The sequence below is a fragment of the Enterococcus malodoratus ATCC 43197 genome (assembly GCF_000407185.1).
In the GTDB taxonomy this organism is placed as follows: Bacteria; Bacillota; Bacilli; order Lactobacillales; family Enterococcaceae; genus Enterococcus_A; species Enterococcus_A malodoratus.
Map to the genome: position 1 here is coordinate 203136 of NZ_KE136481.1, position 20969 is coordinate 224104.

The following is a 20969-nucleotide window of genomic DNA, read 5'->3' on the forward strand; positions in this document are numbered from 1 at the left end:
GTTGAAATCAATGGTTTTTGAGTAAATCCAGTTATAGATCGTGGATGTACATACCTTTACGCTTTTAACGGAATGTGCAATTTGTTCTGGAGAATATTTTAGATTCAGATATTTTAAAATAGTTTTTATATTGTGAATCGTGGCTTTTTTAGTAACTCCACAGTTCTTTTTCCGCAATTTAGCAATATTTTGTGCACTTGAAGCTTGATAAGGCAACCGTGCGATACTGTTGGCTTTTCTAGCTTCAGTCCCCCGTTGAATCTCCCGAGTGATTGTTGAACGATGGCGATCTAATCTACGTGCTATTTCAGCTGGTCGTAATCCTTCGTCAAGATAGGCTTCAATTTTCCCGCGCTCTTCAGCGGTTAAATGCTTATATACCATGTATCAAACTAGCTCCCTTGCTCTATTAATTACTACGGCAACGAATGATTTGACAATGAACCTTCACAGATATGAGATCCGCTTCCAACTAGGAGCTAACTTAAGACAAGTCAGCTCAGCCGATACAAGGCTATCATATCTGTGTTCATAATCAAATCGTATTACCTACCGTATGCAGGCACATCGTATCATATTAAATAACGAGCATCAATATAAGTTTGTGGAGGTTTGTTGCGCTTTATTTTGCTATCCAGGAGCTAAATAGTAGTTTTTAGTATACAGATATTGGGATTCATTGATCCACATATTAATTATTTTAACTATTTATCCATTTTAACCATGCGATTATATTCTATTGATTTGTGAGTTTTTTTGAAAAAAGAATTTTATGTTCGTTTTTATTGGCGTTCGTTTTTTGATTTACTAATTTAAATGCTTTGCTAACCAAAGATTTATTTTTTGTACTTAGAAACTTTGTAAAATTTTTAGCTGAAATAATTTCATTTCTTTTAAAAACTTATCATTTTGCTAACGCTCGATTAAGTTTAATCAATTCAAAGTCTGATGTTTATTTTAAAGATTGCATTGCTTATTTACTGATATGATTAAAGTATTGATGTCAGGACTATTAAAATTTTCTCATCTATGTAAGCGCTGTAAAAGCTTTTAAAATTATTTCATGATCTGTCTTCTACTTCCGCATTTTTTTTAAATTTTAAAAAGCTGAGAAACCTTCATTTCAAGAGATTTCTCAGCTTTTTTGATATTAGAGCTTTTAAAATACACGGCTGTTCATTGCGTGATCGTCATTAAACTGGACTAAATCCCATAAATTTCCATATAGATCCTTAAAAACAGCGACAGTTCCATAATCAGCTACTTTAGGATCTCTAACAAACTCAATCTCTTTTGAGAGCATTTCATTGTAATCTCGATAAAAATCATCTGTTCCGAGAAATAAAAAGACACGCCCTCCCGCTTGATTTCCGATAAAGTCTTTTTGAATTGGTTTTGAGGCTTTGGCCAAAAGAATTGTCGTGCCATTTGAACCTTGTGGTGATACAACTACCCATCTTTTGTCTTGCTCGGCTTGATAAGTATCCTCTATTAAATCAAAATTTAGTTTTTTGGTATAAAAATCGATTGCTTCATCGTAATCGTTTACAACTAAAGCAATATGAACGATACTTTGTTTCATACTCATCCTCCTTTTCTATTATTATTTGCTATTTGTTTGGTAAAGGCAAGTTGTGTTCAGCTTAAATTATCCGCAATCGTTGGACAATTGATAAACTAAGTATTTCTTCTTCCCATCATTCTGTTCCCGTTGGTAATTAAAAGCATAGCTCATTCCTTTTTTTTCAAGGACCTTTTTTGAAAAACTATTTTCTATTGCGACTTGTCCAACTACTTGCGATAAATGATATTCTGCAAAAGCTAAGCCAATGAGTTCGCGAGCAATTTTTGTTGCATACCCTCTTCCCTGATATTCCTTCTTTAAAATATAGGCAATTTCATCAAATGGTTGTGAATCAATCGTTGTCCTGAGAATTCCTGCGATACCAATCGGCTTATCAACTATTGAGCTTTTCACTATGAAGTAACTATAGCCATACTCAGTGTATTGTTGCGAGATTTTTTCGATCCATTCCATTACCTCAGCATCCGTATATGTTTTCCCCCAACCCAACAGCATTAATTCTTCATCCTGCAGGATCGATTTTAGAAATGGAAAATCATTGATTGCAATTTTTTGAAAAATAAATGCATCTTCAGTCATCAAGCTGCGCCACCCTTAATTTGATTGTTTCAATTTACGGATAATGCTATAAATTTCTACCATGTCTTTCGCTAAATAATCCGCGGCGCTTTGATCTATGGCTGCGCGTGTTTCTTCGTAAGCAATAGTAGTAATACCTGCGGCCTTTGCTGCGGAAATGCCATAAAAAGAATCTTCGATGGCGATTGCGTATTCCGGATCAACACCTAGCAGATTCAAGGTATTTTGATAAATCGCTGGATTTGGTTTGCTTTCTTCGACAAACTCTCCGCTGTAAATCACATCAAAATATTCTTTTATATCGCAAGAAGTTAAAACTTCGATGATATGCTCGTGCGTTGAAGAAGAAGCCACTGCCAGTAATATGCTATTCTTCTTAGCCCACTTTAAAATCGAAAGAATATCTGTACGAAAAAGCTGCTGATAATCGATTGACTGATACGCGACAGCATTAAATCGTTCAAACCGTTCTTTTATTTTCTCGATTGGTTCATTGCTAGCGGTAAAATCTTTTAATGTCGTGTAAAGCATACGATAGGATTGTCCAATTAATACGTCGAAGTTCGCTTTTGCTAGATCAATGGCTGGATTTTCCTTTTTTATGAAGTCCTGTTGAATTTTGAAATCCTGAAACTCAGTGTCAACGATAACGCCATCCATATCAAAAATGATTGTTTTGATCATAATACTATTCCTCCTTCGTCACTCATAAAACAAATTATTGCAAACCGTTTCATAAAAAGCAACTAGACTCAAGAAATACAAAAAAATAGCCAATCACGTATCTGTTTTACGCAGTCGGCTATTTTTTTATTTTGTCACGTAGTGCTTTTATTTTTTCCATTGTGATTATTTTTGTTGGAGGTTCTGGATTTTTTTCTGCTTCTTCTTTATTTTCTTCAACAAGTTTCAACCCTCGGTGTTCCGCACGAAAAATATTTCGTTTAATTTGTTCAACGTGTGCTAATTTTTCTAAAGATTCCGGCTCGTAGCGCAATAACTCCTTGGTTTTTCTATCATGGATTCGTTCAGTTACTTTCTCGTCAAAATAACTAGTAATAGCCAAATTGATCACTAAAGCAATCAAAAGAAAATTATCTGTCACGCTGGATTTATTGAGGTAGCCATTACTAAATAACCAAATAACGAAGCAGAGTAAAGCAATGGTGCTGAAAACTTGATAAACTCTCAATGCTTTTTCTTTTTCATTTCGGTCTGCAAAGACGGGCTTGGCTTCATAAAATAAGGCAAGATAAAGATGACGCGCCTCTGCGAATTCTGGCTGCGTCTTTTTAGCTGCTTCATAAGCTTCTCTCTTATCAAAGCCTTGCTCTTTCATATAATATTTCGCAATTTTCCTTTTTCGGATCATCTGGACCCCCTCTTCGATTCTAAGATCATGAATGTTTTGAAGATTCATAAGGTCTCTCCTTAATCACGGAATTCACATTTCAGCAACCTCTATTTTATCATTAAGTAGACAGAAAGACTAAGAAATTATTTAATATTTTTCGTCTCGTCTGAATTTCGAAAAGAGAAATCCACTCAGACAAGGGTTCTTGCTGAGTGGACCATTTTCTTTATATTTTTTTCACTGCCTCTTCGATTGGTACGTCTCCGTCCCCCATCAAAATCACTTTTTTTATCGTATTGTCTTGTTCAAGCAATTCTGCCAAAACGGCAGCCACATTTTCAATCGAGTTTTCTGATTTTTTCTCAATTCCTGTGGTTATTTTCCCGCTCCCTGGTGTCTCTTTTAGGTTGCCTGGTTGTAAAATTGTATAATCCAAGTTTGTTTTATCAATCAGCCAGCTATCAGAAAAGAATTTCGATATGTTGTAATCTGTCAGTGCTTCACTCCATTTTTCTGGTTGCAAAGCAAATAGTGAACTTAAGTGAATGTACCGCTTAATTCCCTTTTGTTCTGCAGCCTGCATTAGTTTCACCGCACCGTATAGATCCGTTTGCAATAAATCCTTTCCGCGTGATCCAGCAACAAAGTAAACAGCTTCTGCATCGGACAAAGTATCTGCAATAGCGTCAACACTTCCATGCAAGTCTAGATGAGTTGGTTGAACTGAGTCGTTTGACTCAATCTCTCCTTCGCGTCTTGCTCCCGCATAAACATAATGACCTTTCTTAACAAGATCTTTAATTAATTCTTCGCCGACCCGTCCAGTCGCACCAGCAATAAATATTTTCATACAAATGACCCCTTTCCTCATCAAATATGCTAACTTATTTTCTGATTAGAGACAACTATTTCCACTCATAATTGGATGAGATAAAAAACAACCAATTGGCTGTTTATTTTTTTTTAGACAACTTTATAATAAGAATCATTAACGAAGTCATTCTGATCTTTTACTCACTAGTGAGCAGATTGATCATCCTGTATTGATTAATTCGATACAAATAAACGAATGAACTTATGAGGAGCTTTTTTATGACACAAACAGTTCTGACAATCGCTGGTTCGGACACTTTAGCCGGCGGCGGATTGCAATCAGATTTAAAAACTTTTGAGAATTATCATTTATTTGGCCTTACCGCGATTACTTGTATCGCAGTGGTCAAAAATAACCAATTTGAGATAAACGATTTATCATCAACACTTTTTCGAGAGCAACTGACCACCGTCAGTGAAAATTTAGACTTGGCCGGAATAAAGATCGGTTTGGTCCATCAATTGGATTCCCTTGATATCGTGAAGAGCTTTATTCAAGATTTTGAGGGTCCGATTGTACTAGATCCAGTAATGGCATTTAAGGAAACTGATCAAGTATATGGTCAGGCCTACCGCAACAAATTAATCGAATTATTTCCCTTCGTTACGATTGTCACACCAAATTTGAAAGAGGCTGAAATACTCAGCCAACAGAGAATTACCAATTTAGCTGAAATGGAACAGGCGGCTCAGAAAATTATAGCTTTGGGTGCCTCTTCTGTGGTAATCAAAGGCGGCGAACGTCTTTCCGGTGAACTGGCTTCTGATTTATTCTATGATGGCGATCAGTTTGAATTCTTTTCTAAACCCAAATTAACTGAAGTGACTATTAATGGTGCTGGTTGTACGTTGGCGTCAGCAATTACCGCCAATTTGGTTTTAGGCAAGGAATTAGTAACAGCAATCAGTGAGAGTAAAGAGTTTGTTTATCAGGGAATCAAAAATGGTGTTCGGTTAAAAAATGGCGAAGGAAATGTCTGGTTCGGTGACAGTGTGAATGCGGGGGTTTTGGTATGAAAACAAGAGAAATGACAAAACTTGCGATGATGGTTGCGTTGACTGTGACGCTGTCCATTCTTTTCATTATTCCAATTCCTGCCACCAAAGGATTTGTCACACTTTGCGAGGTTGGAATCTATGCCTCTGCGCTGCTTTTCGGTCCAACCGGCGGGCTTATGGTTGGGGCTTTAAGCGGCGGATTGATTGATTTGATATCTGGCTATCCCGAATGGGCGATTTTTTCAATCCTCATTCATGGTATCCAAGGCTTCATTTTGGGTTATCTTTATAATAAGTTTCCCAACAAAAAAGGTCTTACATTAGGCTTCCTATTCGCAAGTCTATTTATGATCACTGGTTATGCCTTAGCAACTGCGCTTTTATTTGGCTGGCCAGCGGGCTTGGCTTCATTGCCGGGCAATAGTGTTCAAAATATTTTCGGTATCGCGGTGACGGTCCCTCTTTTTCAAGCGTTACAAAGAGTGCTACGCCATCCTCAATATAAATAGTTCACAGAAAGAAGTTATTTAAAATGGAAAAAGAAAAGTTACAACAACAACTAACAACAATCGTCAACGATGTCTTGGATGCGGCAAATCTTAAGGCTGGCGATGTTTTTGTATTAGGCTGTACCACGAGTGAAATCGTTGGCGGAACAATTGGAAAAAACTCTAGCCAAGAAGTTGGCCAATGGGTGATCGAGACTTTGAAATCTATTCTTGATCCTAAGAAAATCTATTTGGCGGTTCAAGGATGCGAACACATTAATCGTGCCGTAGTTGTCGAGCGAGAGCTTGCCGAGAAAAAAGATTGGGAGATTGTTTCAGTCAAACCAGCATTACATGCGGGCGGTTCATGCTCTGTTGCTGCGTTTGAACAGTTCAGCGATCCTGTAGAGGTCGAGCACATCGTTGCTCAAGCCGGAATTGATATTGGTGATACTTCTATCGGCATGCATGTTAAATATGTGCAAGTGCCAGTACGTCCTTCAATTAAGGAATTAGGCGGTGCCCATGTAACTGCTTTACGCAGTCGTCCAAAATATATTGGCGGTCCTCGCGCAACGTACTAAAAATTTTAAAAAGCTAAAAATCCCTGCGAAGAAAGATTCGCAGGGATTTTTTTAGACAAAACGTGCAATCAATTGCAGGAGTTGTTGCGACAATGTCGAAATATCTGAAATATCAACAAAATTATTTTCGCCATATAGTGTCCGGAGCTGTTCTTTATCTTCGCCGATAGCACAAGCAATAAACAGAATTCCCTTCCGTTCATAGTCAGCTAAAACCGCTTGGATATCTTGTCTGGCTTTTTCACCCGAATAATCAGGCAAAGCTTTCGGTTGGCCGTCACTAATAGAGAGTAAAACTTTAGTATCGGCAGCCTGTTGACTAAGCTTTTCTGCCAATAGTCGTAGTGGCACACCGTCACGATTATTCTGTCGAGGTTTCATGGTCGCAATCTTTGCTGCCATAAAGTCATAACCATCATCGAACTCTTTGTAGGAGTAAATCGACGTTTTTTCCCGCTGACTAAGATCGGCCGAATCGCCATACAGCATCAATGGAATATTGGTCTTTTCGGCAAATAAACTTAACGCAACTGCTGCTAACTTGGCATTTTGAATTCGATCATCACGCAGCATCGATCCTGATTCATCGACGCGCACGGCTAGAGCCAATGAAGGTTGTTCATTTGGCGGATTTTTCTTGTCGAAATTCCGCAAATCGCCGTATGCGACATGACTTGGATTGAATCGTGAGCCGTAATACTTGCCGCCAGCATAGTCATTGCTGACTTCTTTGTTCAATAGATCATTGATTACACGACTTAAGCTTTCTACTTCCGGCGAAACCATTTTGGTCAATTCCTGGCCGTTTTTGATCGCGGCTTCATTGATCGTTGGACGATGAAGAATCGTTCCTTCTTTCGCGTGGATCGTTTCTTTCAAACTCTCACGAATTTCACGGTTGAGCTCTTTTCGTTTAGTCTTATCTATCTCAGTAAGTTCATCAAGCGACATCGCCGAACCAATCTTATCTTCTTCATCAACTGACGCTGATTGACTTTGAGCATCGGCATCACTTCGTTCCGCCTCATCAGAGATACTTGCCGCTTCTGGTTGTTTTGTTTTCTCAGGTGTAGCTTCTTCTGTCTCGATCGTTTCTGGTGCTGTTGAGGAACCAGCATCTTGCGCTTCACTTTTCAGAGTGGCTTCTTCGGACTCTTCCGTAATATTCCGCAGATCTGCTTCGTCCTGACTGATTCTTCTTCCTTGCCGCAACTTTTGTTGATTCTTTACTTGTTGCAGTGCGGTTAATAACTTACTTTGTTCCAAGGCATCTTGTAATATTTTTAATTCTGTTTCGTCGGTGGTCAATTTATAGAGTACTTTTGGAAAGATACTTTCTAAAGGATCTTGGCCTTGTTTCAAACTGTTGACCCAGAAAAAATACGAGCGCATGCCAGCGACTCCTTTGATTGCGTTAGCTTTGGCTGTTTCATCTAGTAAGCGAATAATTTCCGCCATGATCTCTAGATACTCTCGATCCGTAAAATTAGTCTTAGCGATCGCACGTTCGATCATAACCTCAATCGAAGGCAAGTCCATTTTTTCGGCATGCTGTACGCGGTCACGCAAGGATTCGTTTAACGGACGGTTTCCCTGATAATTACGATTAGTCGTAATGACAACAATACAATCCGGATGTCTCCGAATGATCCCAGTAGGAATATTCAATAAGCCGTTTGGTTCCAACGCGGAGTTTAAAGCAACTAGGACAGAAGCATCGCGAATCACTGTTGGTTCTTGAATTTCAAGCAAATAGCCTTTTTGCATCGCGCGAACGATTTCTGAGGGATAAAATTTATAGTCCACACTGGCAGCTTTTTCATCGCTATCCAATCGTTCGATCAGCTTGCTTAATCGTTCTTTTGCCTGATTGGCATCAATTTGAAAATGGGTTTCGATCACTGACAAAACGTCCTGTAAAGAGTCCGTTTGATAAATAGCCTCCAGTAATTCTTGATCTTCGTTATCATCACTCGAAACAACAGGCAGTAGCGCGCCAAAAACATCTGTCTTATCCATATCCGCAAAACAAGTCACTTTTGTATACGGCAGCTGTAAATCAGCCGAAAGTGCTCGAGCAAGTTGTGTCTTTCCTGATCCGGCATCTCCCTCCAGCAAAATATTCATAATCTTCATTTCAGGATCAAGCCAATTATTTTTGATCTCCGCTGCGATTCTTATTTCTTCCTGACTCGTTTTATGACTGGACGGTTTTTGCCAAATCATTTGTTCTTCTAACTTGGTAAACTTTCGTTCCTCTGTTAGGACAAAAGTCTTATCCATGTAACTCACCTCGCAATCGAAATTTTTAATAGCCTAGTTCGTCTAATAGACGTTTTAATGTGCGGTACCGTTGTGCGATCAAGTCGCCGTCTTTATTCATCGTATCATTAAATAAAACGATATCTTCATCGATCTTAGGATTTTCCGTATCTACTTGGACCTCCATCCTGCCTCCCTGCAGTCCAATTATTTCAACTTTAGGATTTTCAGGATCGTAAAATTTTTCATAGCGATAGGCATCTTGCAAGTAAATACTGGATTGTGCGACTAAAATCGCTAAATCCAAAATACGTGTTATCGGTAATTCTTCTGATTGGCGTGACCATTTTTCACCTGTATGACGCCAAACCTTCCCTGAAATGTCGACACGTCCGCGATCGTTCCATTGAGCTAATCCTAAAGTCAGACCTTTGGCATCACTTTCCCAAGCATGATGTCCATCAACTTTATCGTAATCTTCTACTAAAAAGACCGGTTTATGTTTTAAATTTGTTGGGATCTTCATTCTAATTCCTCCTAATTTCAAATAAAGCCGTCAAAAAATCGGCTTATTTTAAGTCTAATTATCCAATTATACAGCATTCACTAATTTAGTAAATTACTAAACTACTAATGAAGTCAGAATACGCAATTCAGGCAATTTATGCAAACAAAAAACTCACTAAACGTCCTCAATAAGTCGTTAGTGAGTTTTTGTTTATTTTGCGACACCAAGAGCAATGGCTTTGTCGCCTAAATGCGTACCGATAACGGGACCAAATGTGCCGATATCAATCGTTGCATTGGGATATTTTTGACTTAATTTCTCATATTCTTGCTGAGCTAGTTCAGGGTTATTACCGTGAATGACAAAAATCCTTAAGTCTTCTTGATTCTCTTGACGGCGTTCCTCGATAATCTCTTCTGTACGCTGCAGGGCTTTTTTTAGAGAACGGATCTTTTCTGCTAAAACAATTTTGCCATCTTCAAAAGTTAAAATCGGTTTGATTTTTAGTAAGCCACCAATAATCGCAGCACTATTAGTCAGACGACCGCCACGAACCAGATTATCTAAATCGTCAACGATTATATACGCATTCGTGGTATCGCGAATAGTATCAATTGCGGTTAATACTTCCTCCAATGAACGCTCTTGATCGCTCATTTCCAAAGCTTTCTCTACCATATAGCCCATCGGAACACTCGTGATCTTTGAATCATAAGGAACGATCTGCAAGCCATCGATATCATCCTTAATTGCAGTCAGTGTGCGAACAAAGCCTGAAATACCTTCAGACAAATGGATACTGATAACAGTGTCATAGCCTTGCTCTTTAATCGAACGGTACAACTCATAAACTTCTCCAAGAACTGGTTGAGAAGTCTTGGGGAAATCTTTGCTGCTTTTTAACTTTTGATAGAACTCTTCATAACCAATATCCACGCCTTCTTCAAACGGTTGATCGTCAATAATGACAGGGATTGGGATAATAAATAGATCTTTATGATTGCGCATGCGTTCATTCAGATAGGCGGTACTATCTGTCACGATCGCTAATTTCATATTCGCTTCCTCGTTTCAATCAAAATTTACAATAATTATAATATAGCATACTCAAAGAATCATGGGAATCAAAATCCCGTTACTTCCCTAAAAAGCCTTGAGCAGACTGCGCATTTTGGTTCGTATCAACGGCAAGCGCACTACCGGCATTATCCGTATCAATGTAGGACCATGAGCCATCAACCGGCAATGTTAAACGATCGATCCCTCCGACAGCTTTGGCAAAATTGAGGAGATGTGATACCACATACGTATTCGGCATATCCGTTGAGAGATATCCCCAAATTTTACCGGCGGCATAAGGACCGCGCAATAATACTAGAGGATTGATCAGCTGTCCAAAGACGGATTGCATAACTTGCTGTTGTCTGCGCACACGTCCAAAATCCCCTTCTTCGTCCATTCGAAAGCGGGCGTAGTTCAATAAGGTATGACCATTCATCCGCTGCGGACCTTTACTGATCGGTGCATCAATATAGGAACTCATATCCTTTTCCGCGTCAATTTGAACTCCGCGAGGAAATAAGGCATCCACTCCTTTTTCAAAGGTTTGGAAATCCACCATCGCGTAATAGCGGCAATCAATGCCAAAATTTTCTTTTAATGTTTGGCGAACAAGGTCAGCCCCACCATAGGCATAAGCCGCATTCAGCTTATTCTGTCCGACTCCGGGAATGTTGACATACATGTCCCGCATAAAGGAGACAAGCTTAGGTTTTCCAAAACCGTCGACTTGCAAAACCATCATTGAATCCGACCGACCGCTAATATTGTCTCGCGTGTCGCTGCCTAAGAGTAAAATATTTCGTTTGCCGTTTTCTGATTTCACGCCATTGAATTCCTGCGTCTCGATCTTTGGCATGGAAGAATCATGCTTTGCGGCAAAATTACCAATCCCAAAAGAAATCACAGAGTAGCCTAAAATCGCGATCAGAATCATGACTAAAGTTCTGCGCCAGCGTCGCTTTTTCTTTGGCTTTGGTTCATACGGGTTTTTTGGTTTTCGTTTAAATGGATTTTTTATGCTTGGCAGTTTAAACCCAAATTGCTTTTTCTTTGGTTCTTGATAATGATCTTCATAGTAAAATTCCTCTTCTGGTTCACGAAAAGGTTCTTTCGGTTGCTCATAAACGGGGTCTTCATACCGGGCTTTTTCTGATGCGGCTTTTGGGTCTTTTTTCATCTCACGTCGAAAGCCCAAAGGTTTTTTCTCGTCCTTCTGACTCTCCTCGTGGATCTTTTTATATTTATCCATTCGGCTCATAGTGCACCTCTTCATTTCATTACTATTATTAATAAAATAGCAAATCATCTGCCCTTTGTCTTATTTTTACCAAAAAAAATTAGAAAACCTTAACTACTAAGATTTTCTAACTTTTGGAATATAAGTTGGGTAATCACCAATTAATGTGACAGAAAAATTTTGTTTTTCTAGTTGATGCAGCACCTTCTGAAGTTTCCCATCCTCAGGTGTTTCTAAATCAATGATAAAGAAATATTCCCCTAATTTGGTTTTTTGTGTGCGCGACTCAATTTTGGTTAAGTTGATTTTTTCTGCTGCAAAAATTGCCAAACATTGATACAGTGCCCCCGGATGATCTGCCGCTAGATCAAATAGCAGAGTCGCTTTGTTCTGCCCTTGAGGTAAATCGCCTTTCAGTGGTTTAGCGCCTAACACCCAGAAGCGGGTTTCATTTTCACCAATGGATTGAATGTTTTCTTGTACAATACTTAAACCAAATTGTGTTGCGGCATCTCTAGATCCAATCGCCGCGTATTTCATAGCTGGGTTGTCAGCAACCTTTTGTGCCCCTTGTGCAGTAGATCCTGTTTGTTCAATATCAACAGTTGGAAAATGATTCATAATGAATACTTGGGATTGTGCCAGAGCTTGCGGATGGCTGCAGATCAATGCTGTCTCCTCCCATGAATCAGCATGGGTAGGATGAACCATCAATTGCTGCTGAATTGGCAACACGATTTCCGCTTGAATCGTCGGTAATGTTTGAAAGATCAAATCCAAGGTAGGTAATACCGAGCCCTCAATAGTATTTTCGATTGGGACGACACAATAATCCAAAGTACCTTTTCTTTGTTCTTCAAGCAAAGCCGTCAAAGAGTCATATGGAAGCAGCTCTTCCTCTGAAAAGAAATTTGCTGCCGCGCTATAAGTAAACGATCCTCTAGGTCCTAAATAGCCAACTTCCATTAGGACGCGACCTGTTGAATGATTTCATTAACGATCTCTTCAGGCAATTTTTCTGAGGTATCTACGGTGATTTTAGCTAACTTTTCATAAAGTTTTTCTCTCGAAAAGAACAATCTCTTCAAATCCCCATCGTCATTTTTAATCGCTAAAGGACGAACATTTACTTTATCTTCACGAATACGTTGAACCAAGATATTCGCGTCAGCCTTTAAATAAACAACCAATTTATCAGATAAAACTTTTTGGTTTTCTTTTTGTAAGATCACGCCTCCGCCAGTCGCGATAACTGATTCCTCATTTAGCGCTTCTTTTAAGAGGTTGGTCTCATGCTCTCTAAAAGACGGTTCTCCATGTTCTTCAAAATAATCGCTGATCGGCTGACCAATGCGCTCAACCAAGACATCATCCATATCCACCACACGAGTATTCAGTGTAGCGGCAAGTTCTTTACTGATCGTTGTTTTTCCGGCTCCCATAAAGCCAATTAAGACGATTGATTCCATTAGACATTCTCCTTCTTCATTTAAGGTACTCATTTTCAGGCCAGTTATTATTCTAGATTAATGAACTCAAGTCAGTGAAAAAATCTGGGTAAGAAATATTAATCGCTTCAGGATGACTTAACTCCACTGCTTCTTCTGTCAATAGAGCGGCAACCTGCAGCATCATTCCGATACGATGATCGCCATGACTGTCGACGGCACCGCCATGCAAAGGTGTTGGACCATGAATAATCATCCCGTCATCGGTGGTTTCGATGTTCGCACCCAGCTTGTTTAGTTCTTTTGCTGTTGCATCGATCCGATTTGTTTCTTTCACCTTTAATTCTTGTGCATCACGAATGATTGTTGTTCCTTCTGCTTGTGTTGCTGCCAAAGCAATAACTGGCAGTTCATCAATCAAGCGTGGAATGATCTCTCCGCCAATCTCGCTTGCCTTTAATGGCGCATTCTTAATCAATAAGTCAGCCGCTTGGTTCTGCTGGTCAAATCCGACTTGTTGAATATCTGCTCCCATGTCCTGCAAAACATCTAAAATACCAGTACGTGTTGGATTTACACCGACATGCTTCAAATGGAGATCACTTTCTGGCAATAAGCTGGCTGCAACTAGATAAAAGGCTGCAGAGGAAATATCTCCTGGCACGGTCACTTCTTGGCCAACCAGCTTTTGTCCCCCCGATACAGTGATTGTTTTGTCATCAACTGAAATCTCTCCGCCGAATTGCTTGATCATTTCTTCTGTATGATTGCGTGATTTTTCTTTTTCAATAATAGTGGTCAAACCTTCAGCTTGTAATGCTGCAAAAAGAATCGCAGATTTTACTTGGGCGCTGGCGATCGGCATTTCATAAGAGATAGCTGATAAGCTGGTTCCTGTAACTTCGATTGGCGGAAACTCGCTTCCGTCTTTGCCTTGAAGGTTTCCTCCCATCGTTCGTAAGGGTCCCATGACTCTTTCCATTGGACGGCGGTTCAATGAAGCATCTCCGGCAATTTTTGAATCGAAAGGCTGCCCTGCCAATATTCCTAAAACCAAACGCATTGTTGTTCCGGAATTTCCGGCATCTAAGATATCTTTGGGCGCCTTCAGATTATTGAATCCTGCACCTTCAACAATTATATCTTCCCCATCATCTTCAATCTTTACTCCTAAGGCCTTAAAAACAGCAACACTGCTTAAACAATCCTCAGCTCTTAAAAAATTGTGAATAGTTGTTCTTCCATGACTGATCGCACCAAACATAATGCTGCGATGAGAAATTGATTTATCTGCTGGTACGGTCAATGCACCCTTTAGCCCTGTTTTTGTTTTCAATAGTTCCATTTGTTCAACTCCTTCTGCGACAACGAAAATCTGCTGCTTCAATTAGCAGTTGCCCTTTTTCCAAGTCTGCCTGATTTTTGAATGAAAGTTCGAAAACACCGAAAATATCTTCCCGCGTTTCTTGGATTTTCAAATTGATAATTGAGATATCAGCGTCACTCAAGATCGTCATAACCTTGGCGATCGCACCTGCGATATCTGGTATGTCGACGTAAAGATCATAGAATGCTGGAATAACTCCATGATCTTTTGCAGGTAAGTGATCGCGAGAGTGCTTTGCCTGACTGAAAAAATCATAGATGGCAGGTTGGTCTTCCTGCACTAGGCTTTCACGAACCTTGGACATTTCTTCCTGCCAACCTGTAATCAACTCTAGCAGGATAGTCCGATTGGTTAATAAAATATCCGTCCACATTTGCGGGTCTGATGAAGCAATCCGAGTAATATCACGGAACCCGCCGGCGGCCAATTGGCTCGCTCGCGGATGCTCCTCTGCCAACTTGTCACTCATTCTTACCAAACCTGAAGCCACGATGTGAGGCAAATGACTCAAAACACCTACGATTTCATCATGAGATTCAGGTTCGATCACCACGAATTTTGCTCTCGTCGGCTCTAACAGTTCAATTAGAGGTTCCGCATCGGTTCCTTCTGGCGGTGTCAAAATGTAGTAAGCTTCTTCAAAAAGATTTGGATTACCTGCTTTGACACCAGATTTGTGCGATCCTGCCATCGGGTGACCGCCGATAAAGGTAAATGGCAATGTCTTTGCTAATTTCATTACTTCATTCTTTGTGCTGCCTGTGTCAGTGACGATTACCGATTCTTTCAGCGGCAAACGCGCCAGCTCGTGCAAATAATGCAATGTGGATAGAACGGGTACGGCTAAAATAATCACGTCCATCTCAGGTGCTCTTTCAATAGAAGCAATTTGATCAACTAGTCCAACTTCACTTGCAATTTCGCGGGTTTCTTCCGAATAATCCCAACCAAAAAGCTCGATTGTTGGATTTTTAATAGCCCGGCAAAGTGAAGCGCCAATTAAACCAAGTCCTAAGACGAACACTTTCTTTCTCATAGACGTACCCTCTCTCTTAAAAGTTTTTGATAGCTTCTCGGTATTCTGCTACCGCTTGTTGCAATTCATCGATCGTATCGGATGAGAATTTTTCTAAAATTTCTTCTGCCAATACTGTAGCAACGACATGTTCTGCTACGACTGAAGCGGCTGGTACCGCTGTGCTGTCTGAGCGTTCAACACTCGCTTTGTAAGGTTCTTTTGTATCAATATCGACACTCATTAGTGGTTTGTATAAAGTAGGGATCGGCTTCATAACACCCCGCACGATAATTTGTTCGCCGTTGGTCATTCCGCCTTCGAAACCACCAAGATGGTTACTAGTACGGCTGTACCCTTCATCCCAAACGATTTCATCCATAACCTTCGAGCCTGGTTGTCTGGCTGCTTCAAATCCGATACCGAATTCGACACCCTTAAAAGCATTGATGCTCATCATGATTTGTGCAATTTTTCCGTCCAGCTTGCGATCCCATTGAACGTAGCTGCCTAATCCTGCCGGTACATTGTCTGTTCGGACTTCTACAACGCCGCCAATTGTATCCCCTGCTTTTTTAGTTTGATCGATCAATTCTTTGACTGACTCTTCGACTGTTTCGTCTACCATATTGACTTCTGATACGGTTGCCTTTATCTGAATCTCTTTGACACTCAGTTCCTCTGGCACAGTCGCCTCAATCCCGCCAAGGATTGCCACATGACTGGCGATTTCGATATCGACGGCCGCCAAAATTTGTTTGGCGATGGCACCCACTGCTACCCGCATTGTGGTTTCGCGAGCAGAAGAACGCTCTAGAACATTGCGTAAATCGCTATGATGGTATTTCATTCCGCCGACTAAATCAGCATGACCGGGACGCGGCTTTGAAACGCGGCGTAATTTTTCATCTTTTTCTGCTACGGCTTCGACTGACATGACCTTCTGCCAATTTTTCCAATCGCGGTTTTCTACAATCATCGTGATTGGAGAACCTAAAGTTTTGCCATGACGGATGCCAGAGGTGATCCGGACTTGATCCTTTTCGATCTTCATTCGTCCACCGCGGCCGTACCCGCCTTGTCTGCGAGATAATTCGTGATTGATTGCTTCAACGGAAAGTGTTAGCCCTGCTGGAACACCTTCAATGATCGTAGTTAATTCTGGTCCATGAGATTCTCCAGCTGTTAAGTAACGCATAAACTACTTCCCTTCTACTTATAAAAAGTCTTTGATTTCTGTTAGTTTGATTTTTTGAATATAAGCTTTACCGATGTCTTCTAGTAAAATAATGTTTAAACTGTTTCCCCGCGCCTTTTTATCATGGGTGATGGCGGAATAAAACTCTTCAGCGTTCCAAGGCTGATACTCGATTGGCAATTGATATTTTTGATTCATCGCCATGATCTTGTTGGTGATTCCAGCTGGTGAAAGGTTCTTTTCCTCCGCCGTCTGGGATATCTTCACCATTCCGATCGCAACTGCTTCACCATGGCTGATTTTTCCATAGCCGGCAGTGTTTTCGATCGCGTGGCCGATCGTATGACCAAAGTTCAACAATAAACGTGACCCATTATCGAACTCATCTTCTTCTACAACTGTTTTCTTCACTTGCAGAGCTTTGAGAATGATCGCTTCACTATGGTCTAAAAGATCTTGGATTCCTGTTAGTTTCTCAAGGTCTTGCCACAGTGAAGCATCACTGATTGCCCCACATTTGATGATTTCCGCGATGCCTTCACGAACTCGAAGTTCGGGCAGCGTATTTAATGTCTCTGGATCGATCAATACACCATCAGGTTGAGCGAAAGTACCAATCATATTTTTAGCCATACTTGAATTCACTGCTGTCTTTCCGCCAATACTAGAATCGACTTGAGCTAGTAATGAGGTCGGTATCTGAACAAACGCGATACCTCGCATATAAGTAGAAGCAACGAAGCTGGCCAAGTCGCCAACAACACCTCCGCCCAAAGCGATGACAGCGTCACTGCGAGTAAATTGCTGATCGGCTAGAAAATCGTAAAGGTTATTCGCCATTTTCAATGATTTGCTGCTTTCACCTGCGGGTACTGTATAATGGCATACCTCGTAGTCGGCTAATTGCTGCTTGATTTTTTTCCCGTAAATCGGAAAAACATGTTCATCGCTGATAATCGCGATTTTTTTATTTTGCCAAAGTGAGGCGATCCATTCGCCCACAGAATCTAAGGCATGACGTTTTACAATGATCTCATACGTTTTTTCTGGTAAAACAATTTCCATGAAACGTTCCCCCTACTTAGATAAGTGAAGCTTCTTTTGTCAGTGCTTTAACCTTTTGCATCGCTTCAACCATGATCTCAACTTCACTCATCATTGTAAGGTAGTTTTTCTCATTCAATGATTGTTCACCATCAGACCATGCGTGCAATGGATCAGGATGGATCTCGACGATCATACCGTCCGCTCCACTAGCAACACCTGCGCGAGCCATTGGGGCAACTAGGTCCCAAACGCCTGTACCGTGACTTGGGTCAACGATGATTGGGAAATGGCTCAATTTTTTGATTAATGGCACGGCACTTAAATCGAAGGTATTCCGTGTCGCTGTTTCGTAAGTACGAATCCCGCGTTCAATGAAAATGATTTTCGAATTGCCTTGAACAGCGATGTATTCAGCGGCATTCAACCATTCTTGGATCGTACCTGAGATTCCGCGTTTCAAGCCGATTGGTTTACCTGTCTTACCAACTGCTTCTAATAAGCGAAAGTTTTGCATGTTTCGTGCACCGATTTGAATGATATCAGCGTATTCGCAGACAACATCGATATGAGCTTCATCCATAACTTCTGTGATTACCTTTAGGCCATGAGCATCAGCGGCTTTGCGCATGATCTTCAAGCCTTCTTCACCTAACCCTTGGAAAGCGTATGGAGAAGTACGAGGTTTGTATGCTCCGCCGCGTAAGATTTTTGCTCCGCCGGCTTTTGCCATGCGTGCTGTTTCCATAATTTGCTCTTCGCCTTCGACTGAACAAGGACCAGCCATTGTTACAAAGCTGCCATCACCAATTTTTACGCCATCAACATCAACAACCGTATCTTGTGGATGGAATTCTCTTGACGTTAATTTGTAGGTGTTTGAAATCGCTACTGCTCGTTCAACAACACTGTATGCTTGAAACGGCACATTTTGAATAATCTTTGGATCTCCTAGCAGACCTAAAACTAAACGATCTTTTCCGTGATTGATTTGTACACCTAAACCCTCTTCTTTAATGCGAGATAAGATGGGTGATAATTCTGATTCCTGAATACCTTTTTTTATAATTAAGATCATAGTAAAAACTTCCTTCACTTTTTATTTTTTAATTTCTTTTTCCAATAATGGTTGGATTTGTTCGACGGGCATTTCCTTGCCTGTCCATAAGTTGAATGCCGCAGCTCCTTGATAAAGCAGCATGTCTAAACCATTAACTGCTTTTGCTCCGGTTGCTTTCGCGGCTTTTAACAATTTGGTTTCACCTGGATGATAGATCACATCGAAAACTGGCAAGTCTTTTCTTAGCAGTCCTTCATTTGGCAAAGGCATTTGATCTGTCTTTGGCGCCATTCCAATATTGGTGGCATTGATCAATAGACTGCTTGCTGCTAAAGAGTCGGCCAATTGTTTTTCATCTGTTAAATCGTGCAGTTGAATTTGACAGTTGGTTTCTTCAGCAATCATGGCCAGTTTCGGTTCGATTTTTTGATAAAAGTCATCTTTGATGTTAAAAACATCAATGGCTTCTACGCCGTCGATCGCCGCTTGTGTGATAATCGCGGTGGCGGCACCACCAGCGCCAAGAATCGTCATTCTCTTGCCGATGATCTCAATTCCGTTTTGCTTCAAACTTTCCATACAGCCGATGCCATCTGTGATATGCCCGATTAACTTACCATCTTGGTTCACGATGGTATTGATTGCCCCGATCAAGCGAGCTGCCTGACTGAGTTCATCAACATATTTGACGGCTTCCATCTTGTGAGGCATCGATAAATTGATTCCCAACATTTCAAGATCGCGAATGGCTTGAATACTTTCGCCAAGTCTTTCCGGCTGAACGTCAAAGCTTAAATAGACCGCATCAACCCCCGTTGCCTGGAACGCTGTTGTGTGCATCATTGGTGAAAAGCTGTGCCTTGCCGGCAGTGCAAACAAGCCAGCTAAACGCGTTCTTCCTGAAATTTCATTTTCCATCTTTCCTCACTCCTATTCCTAAATAATTTTTTCTGACATGAAAAATTTTACCAATCGTATACGATTCCTCTAATCTGCTAAAGCAGAAAAAGTAACTCGCATCCTTCCATAACACTAGTCAACCTTCAATCAGCTACTTAAAACCAGCTATTTCGGAACCAATGAACTTATTTTCCAAAAACCGGAAAAATAAATTTATTCTCTTTTCGCGTATGCTTCCACTAATCGTGCTGAAGCCCGACGTGGAAGCCACAAAAAAGGCCCACTGTAGAAAATCTACAATGAGCCTAGTCTCCCAAAAAATACTAAAGAAAAAGCCACTATAGATTTTCATCTATGTGGCATTAAGTCGAACTTAATATCCTTAGCCATCATAGATACAAACTTGTTGTAGTCTGCATCCATGAATCATGAACACAAACCTATCTAAAATAGCTAAAGTAATAATTATTCAGTTGTGTGTGCGTACTCTTATTCTTATTCATAAAAACCGCTCCAAACTGATTTAAGATTGAACTTAGTATAGATTTGTTTTTCTGATAAGTCAACCCATTACTTTAATTTTCTGTAAAAAAGTTTTTTTTACATTACTTCAGCTACTGTCTCGCTCTCTTCAAATAGCAGGAATAAATCTGCTAACGTCATCCGTTCCTTCTCTTCCCCTCGGATGTCTTTGATGATTTCCCCTTTTTCCATAACGATCACGCGATCGCCGTAATGCAGAGCGTCTTCCATTTTATGGGTGACCATCAAACAGGTCAGATTTTCTTCTTTGATTCGCTGATCAGTCAGCGTCATTAATTGCTTCGCTGTTTTCGGATCGAGTGCAGCTGTGTGTTCATCTAATAGTAATAAGTCGGGTTTCGTAATTGTCGCCATCAGCAAACTTAAAGCTTGTCTTTGTCCGCCGGAAAGAAATCCTGTTGGTGTATCGAGGTGGTTCTCCAGACCGTTGCCGATCAGTTTGCACAATTCACGATACATTTCTTTCTTTTGGTTTAATTGCCGTTGACGCAATCGCCGTTTTAGTCCGCGTTTTTCTGCTAATCCTAAATTTTCTGCTACCGTCAATCGTGGTGCCGTCCCCATTTTCGGATCCTGAAACACACGAGAGATCGATGTCGCACGCTGTTCTTCAGAAAGTTTAGTTAAATTTTTTCCCATTACTGAGACGGTTCCGCTGTCTAATTGCAGGTTGCCGGAAATACTATTAAACAGAGTGCTTTTCCCTGCGCCGTTTCCGCCAAGGACAGTGACGAACTCTCCGGGAGCGATCGTCAAATCGACATTGTTCAGGATTCTGCGCTTATCATTGACGCCGTTGCTGATGGTCTTGCTCGCGTTTCTTACCTCTAATGCGTTCATACG

The 20969-nt window shown here is 40.6% G+C and carries 22 protein-coding genes; 3 read left to right on the plus strand and 19 right to left on the minus strand.

All coding sequences use genetic code 11. From position 1 onward, the window contains the following. From I585_RS23590 to I585_RS00940, 6 genes are all read right to left on the minus strand, one after another. Positions 1-384: helix-turn-helix domain-containing protein (locus tag I585_RS23590; protein ID WP_016249931.1), on the minus strand; the 384-nt coding region annotated here is incomplete at its 3' end. A 775-nt stretch (positions 385-1159) separates the two neighbouring features. Further along, positions 1160-1582 (minus strand): VOC family protein, encoded by a 423-nt coding sequence (locus I585_RS00920; protein WP_010739150.1) that lies wholly within the window; start codon positions 1580-1582, stop codon positions 1160-1162. Positions 1583-1648: 66 nt separating this feature from the next. Then, the gene (locus I585_RS00925; protein WP_010739151.1) at positions 1649-2164 is read right to left on the minus strand and encodes a GNAT family N-acetyltransferase; all 516 of its coding nucleotides are present in this window, start codon (positions 2162-2164) and stop codon (positions 1649-1651) included. A gap of 15 nt (positions 2165-2179) precedes the next feature. Continuing rightward, on the minus strand, positions 2180-2848 hold the full coding sequence (locus I585_RS00930; protein ID WP_010739152.1) for an HAD family hydrolase: 669 nt from the start codon (positions 2846-2848) through the stop codon (positions 2180-2182). A 118-nt stretch (positions 2849-2966) separates the two neighbouring features. Then, the gene (locus I585_RS00935) at positions 2967-3584 is read right to left on the minus strand and encodes a hypothetical protein (protein ID WP_010739153.1); all 618 of its coding nucleotides are present in this window, start codon (positions 3582-3584) and stop codon (positions 2967-2969) included. Between the two features lie 160 nt (positions 3585-3744). Further along, positions 3745-4368 carry an NAD(P)H-binding protein gene (locus I585_RS00940; protein WP_010739154.1) on the minus strand — a complete coding sequence of 208 codons (624 nt, stop codon included), beginning with the start codon at positions 4366-4368 and terminating at the stop codon, positions 3745-3747. 242 nt (positions 4369-4610) lie between these two features. Here I585_RS00940 and I585_RS00945 point away from each other — a divergent pair, with 242 nt between their 5' ends. Genes I585_RS00945 through I585_RS00955 form a run of 3 tightly spaced genes read left to right on the plus strand, consistent with a single transcriptional unit; the run spans position 4611 to position 6462 of the window. Then, positions 4611-5408 carry a bifunctional hydroxymethylpyrimidine kinase/phosphomethylpyrimidine kinase gene (locus I585_RS00945; protein ID WP_010739155.1) on the plus strand — a complete coding sequence of 266 codons (798 nt, stop codon included), beginning with the start codon at positions 4611-4613 and terminating at the stop codon, positions 5406-5408. Next, positions 5405-5899, plus strand: a complete 495-nt coding sequence (locus I585_RS00950) for an ECF transporter S component (RefSeq protein ID WP_010739156.1) — start codon at positions 5405-5407, stop codon at positions 5897-5899. Before I585_RS00945 ends, I585_RS00950 begins: the two co-directional genes overlap by 4 nt. A 23-nt stretch (positions 5900-5922) precedes the next feature. Then, positions 5923-6462, plus strand: a complete 540-nt coding sequence (locus I585_RS00955) for a TIGR01440 family protein (RefSeq protein ID WP_010739157.1) — start codon at positions 5923-5925, stop codon at positions 6460-6462. Positions 6463-6513: 51 nt separating this feature from the next. Here I585_RS00955 and I585_RS00960 read toward each other — a convergent pair whose 3' ends face one another. The 13 genes from I585_RS00960 to I585_RS01020 all read right to left on the minus strand — a co-directional run bounded on the left by I585_RS00960 (position 6514) and on the right by I585_RS01020 (position 20966). Continuing rightward, positions 6514-8745 carry an AAA family ATPase gene (locus I585_RS00960; protein WP_010739158.1) on the minus strand — a complete coding sequence of 744 codons (2232 nt, stop codon included), beginning with the start codon at positions 8743-8745 and terminating at the stop codon, positions 6514-6516. A 25-nt stretch (positions 8746-8770) separates the two neighbouring features. Then, the gene (locus tag I585_RS00965) at positions 8771-9250 is read right to left on the minus strand and encodes a DUF6530 family protein (RefSeq protein WP_010739159.1); all 480 of its coding nucleotides are present in this window, start codon (positions 9248-9250) and stop codon (positions 8771-8773) included. A 192-nt stretch (positions 9251-9442) separates the two neighbouring features. Further along, complete coding sequence (locus tag I585_RS00970; RefSeq protein WP_010739160.1) at positions 9443-10288, minus strand: DegV family protein; 846 nt, start codon at positions 10286-10288, stop codon at positions 9443-9445. Between the two features lie 79 nt (positions 10289-10367). Then, positions 10368-11552 (minus strand): LCP family protein, encoded by a 1185-nt coding sequence (locus I585_RS00975; protein WP_010739161.1) that lies wholly within the window; start codon positions 11550-11552, stop codon positions 10368-10370. A 96-nt stretch (positions 11553-11648) separates the two neighbouring features. Then, positions 11649-12497, minus strand: a complete 849-nt coding sequence (gene pheA / locus I585_RS00980) for a prephenate dehydratase (RefSeq protein ID WP_010739162.1) — start codon at positions 12495-12497, stop codon at positions 11649-11651. Further along, on the minus strand, positions 12497-13000 hold the full coding sequence (locus tag I585_RS00985; RefSeq protein WP_010739163.1) for a shikimate kinase: 504 nt from the start codon (positions 12998-13000) through the stop codon (positions 12497-12499). The genes pheA and I585_RS00985 overlap by 1 nt, the downstream gene beginning before the upstream one ends. 52 nt (positions 13001-13052) lie before the next feature. Next, positions 13053-14324, minus strand: a complete 1272-nt coding sequence (gene aroA, locus I585_RS00990; RefSeq protein ID WP_010739164.1) for a 3-phosphoshikimate 1-carboxyvinyltransferase — start codon at positions 14322-14324, stop codon at positions 13053-13055. A 4-nt stretch (positions 14325-14328) separates the two neighbouring features. Further along, positions 14329-15402 carry a prephenate dehydrogenase gene (locus I585_RS00995; RefSeq protein ID WP_010739165.1) on the minus strand — a complete coding sequence of 358 codons (1074 nt, stop codon included), beginning with the start codon at positions 15400-15402 and terminating at the stop codon, positions 14329-14331. Positions 15403-15418: 16 nt separating this feature from the next. After that, a complete protein-coding gene (aroC, locus tag I585_RS01000; protein ID WP_010739166.1) occupies positions 15419-16579 on the minus strand; it encodes a chorismate synthase in 1161 nt (386 codons plus the stop codon). Positions 16580-16597: 18 nt separating this feature from the next. Continuing rightward, positions 16598-17644, minus strand: coding sequence for a 3-dehydroquinate synthase (gene aroB, locus I585_RS01005; RefSeq protein WP_010739167.1), 1047 nt, complete (start codon positions 17642-17644; stop codon positions 16598-16600). Positions 17645-17660: 16 nt separating this feature from the next. Then, the gene (gene aroF / locus I585_RS01010; RefSeq protein WP_010739168.1) at positions 17661-18701 is read right to left on the minus strand and encodes a 3-deoxy-7-phosphoheptulonate synthase; all 1041 of its coding nucleotides are present in this window, start codon (positions 18699-18701) and stop codon (positions 17661-17663) included. Between the two features lie 21 nt (positions 18702-18722). Continuing rightward, positions 18723-19601 carry a shikimate dehydrogenase gene (gene aroE / locus I585_RS01015; RefSeq protein WP_010739169.1) on the minus strand — a complete coding sequence of 293 codons (879 nt, stop codon included), beginning with the start codon at positions 19599-19601 and terminating at the stop codon, positions 18723-18725. Between the two features lie 582 nt (positions 19602-20183). Next, positions 20184-20966: an ABC transporter ATP-binding protein gene (locus I585_RS01020; RefSeq protein WP_010739170.1), complete on the minus strand. Its 783-nt coding sequence runs from the start codon at positions 20964-20966 to the stop codon at positions 20184-20186. Positions 20967-20969 lie beyond the last annotated feature (3 nt).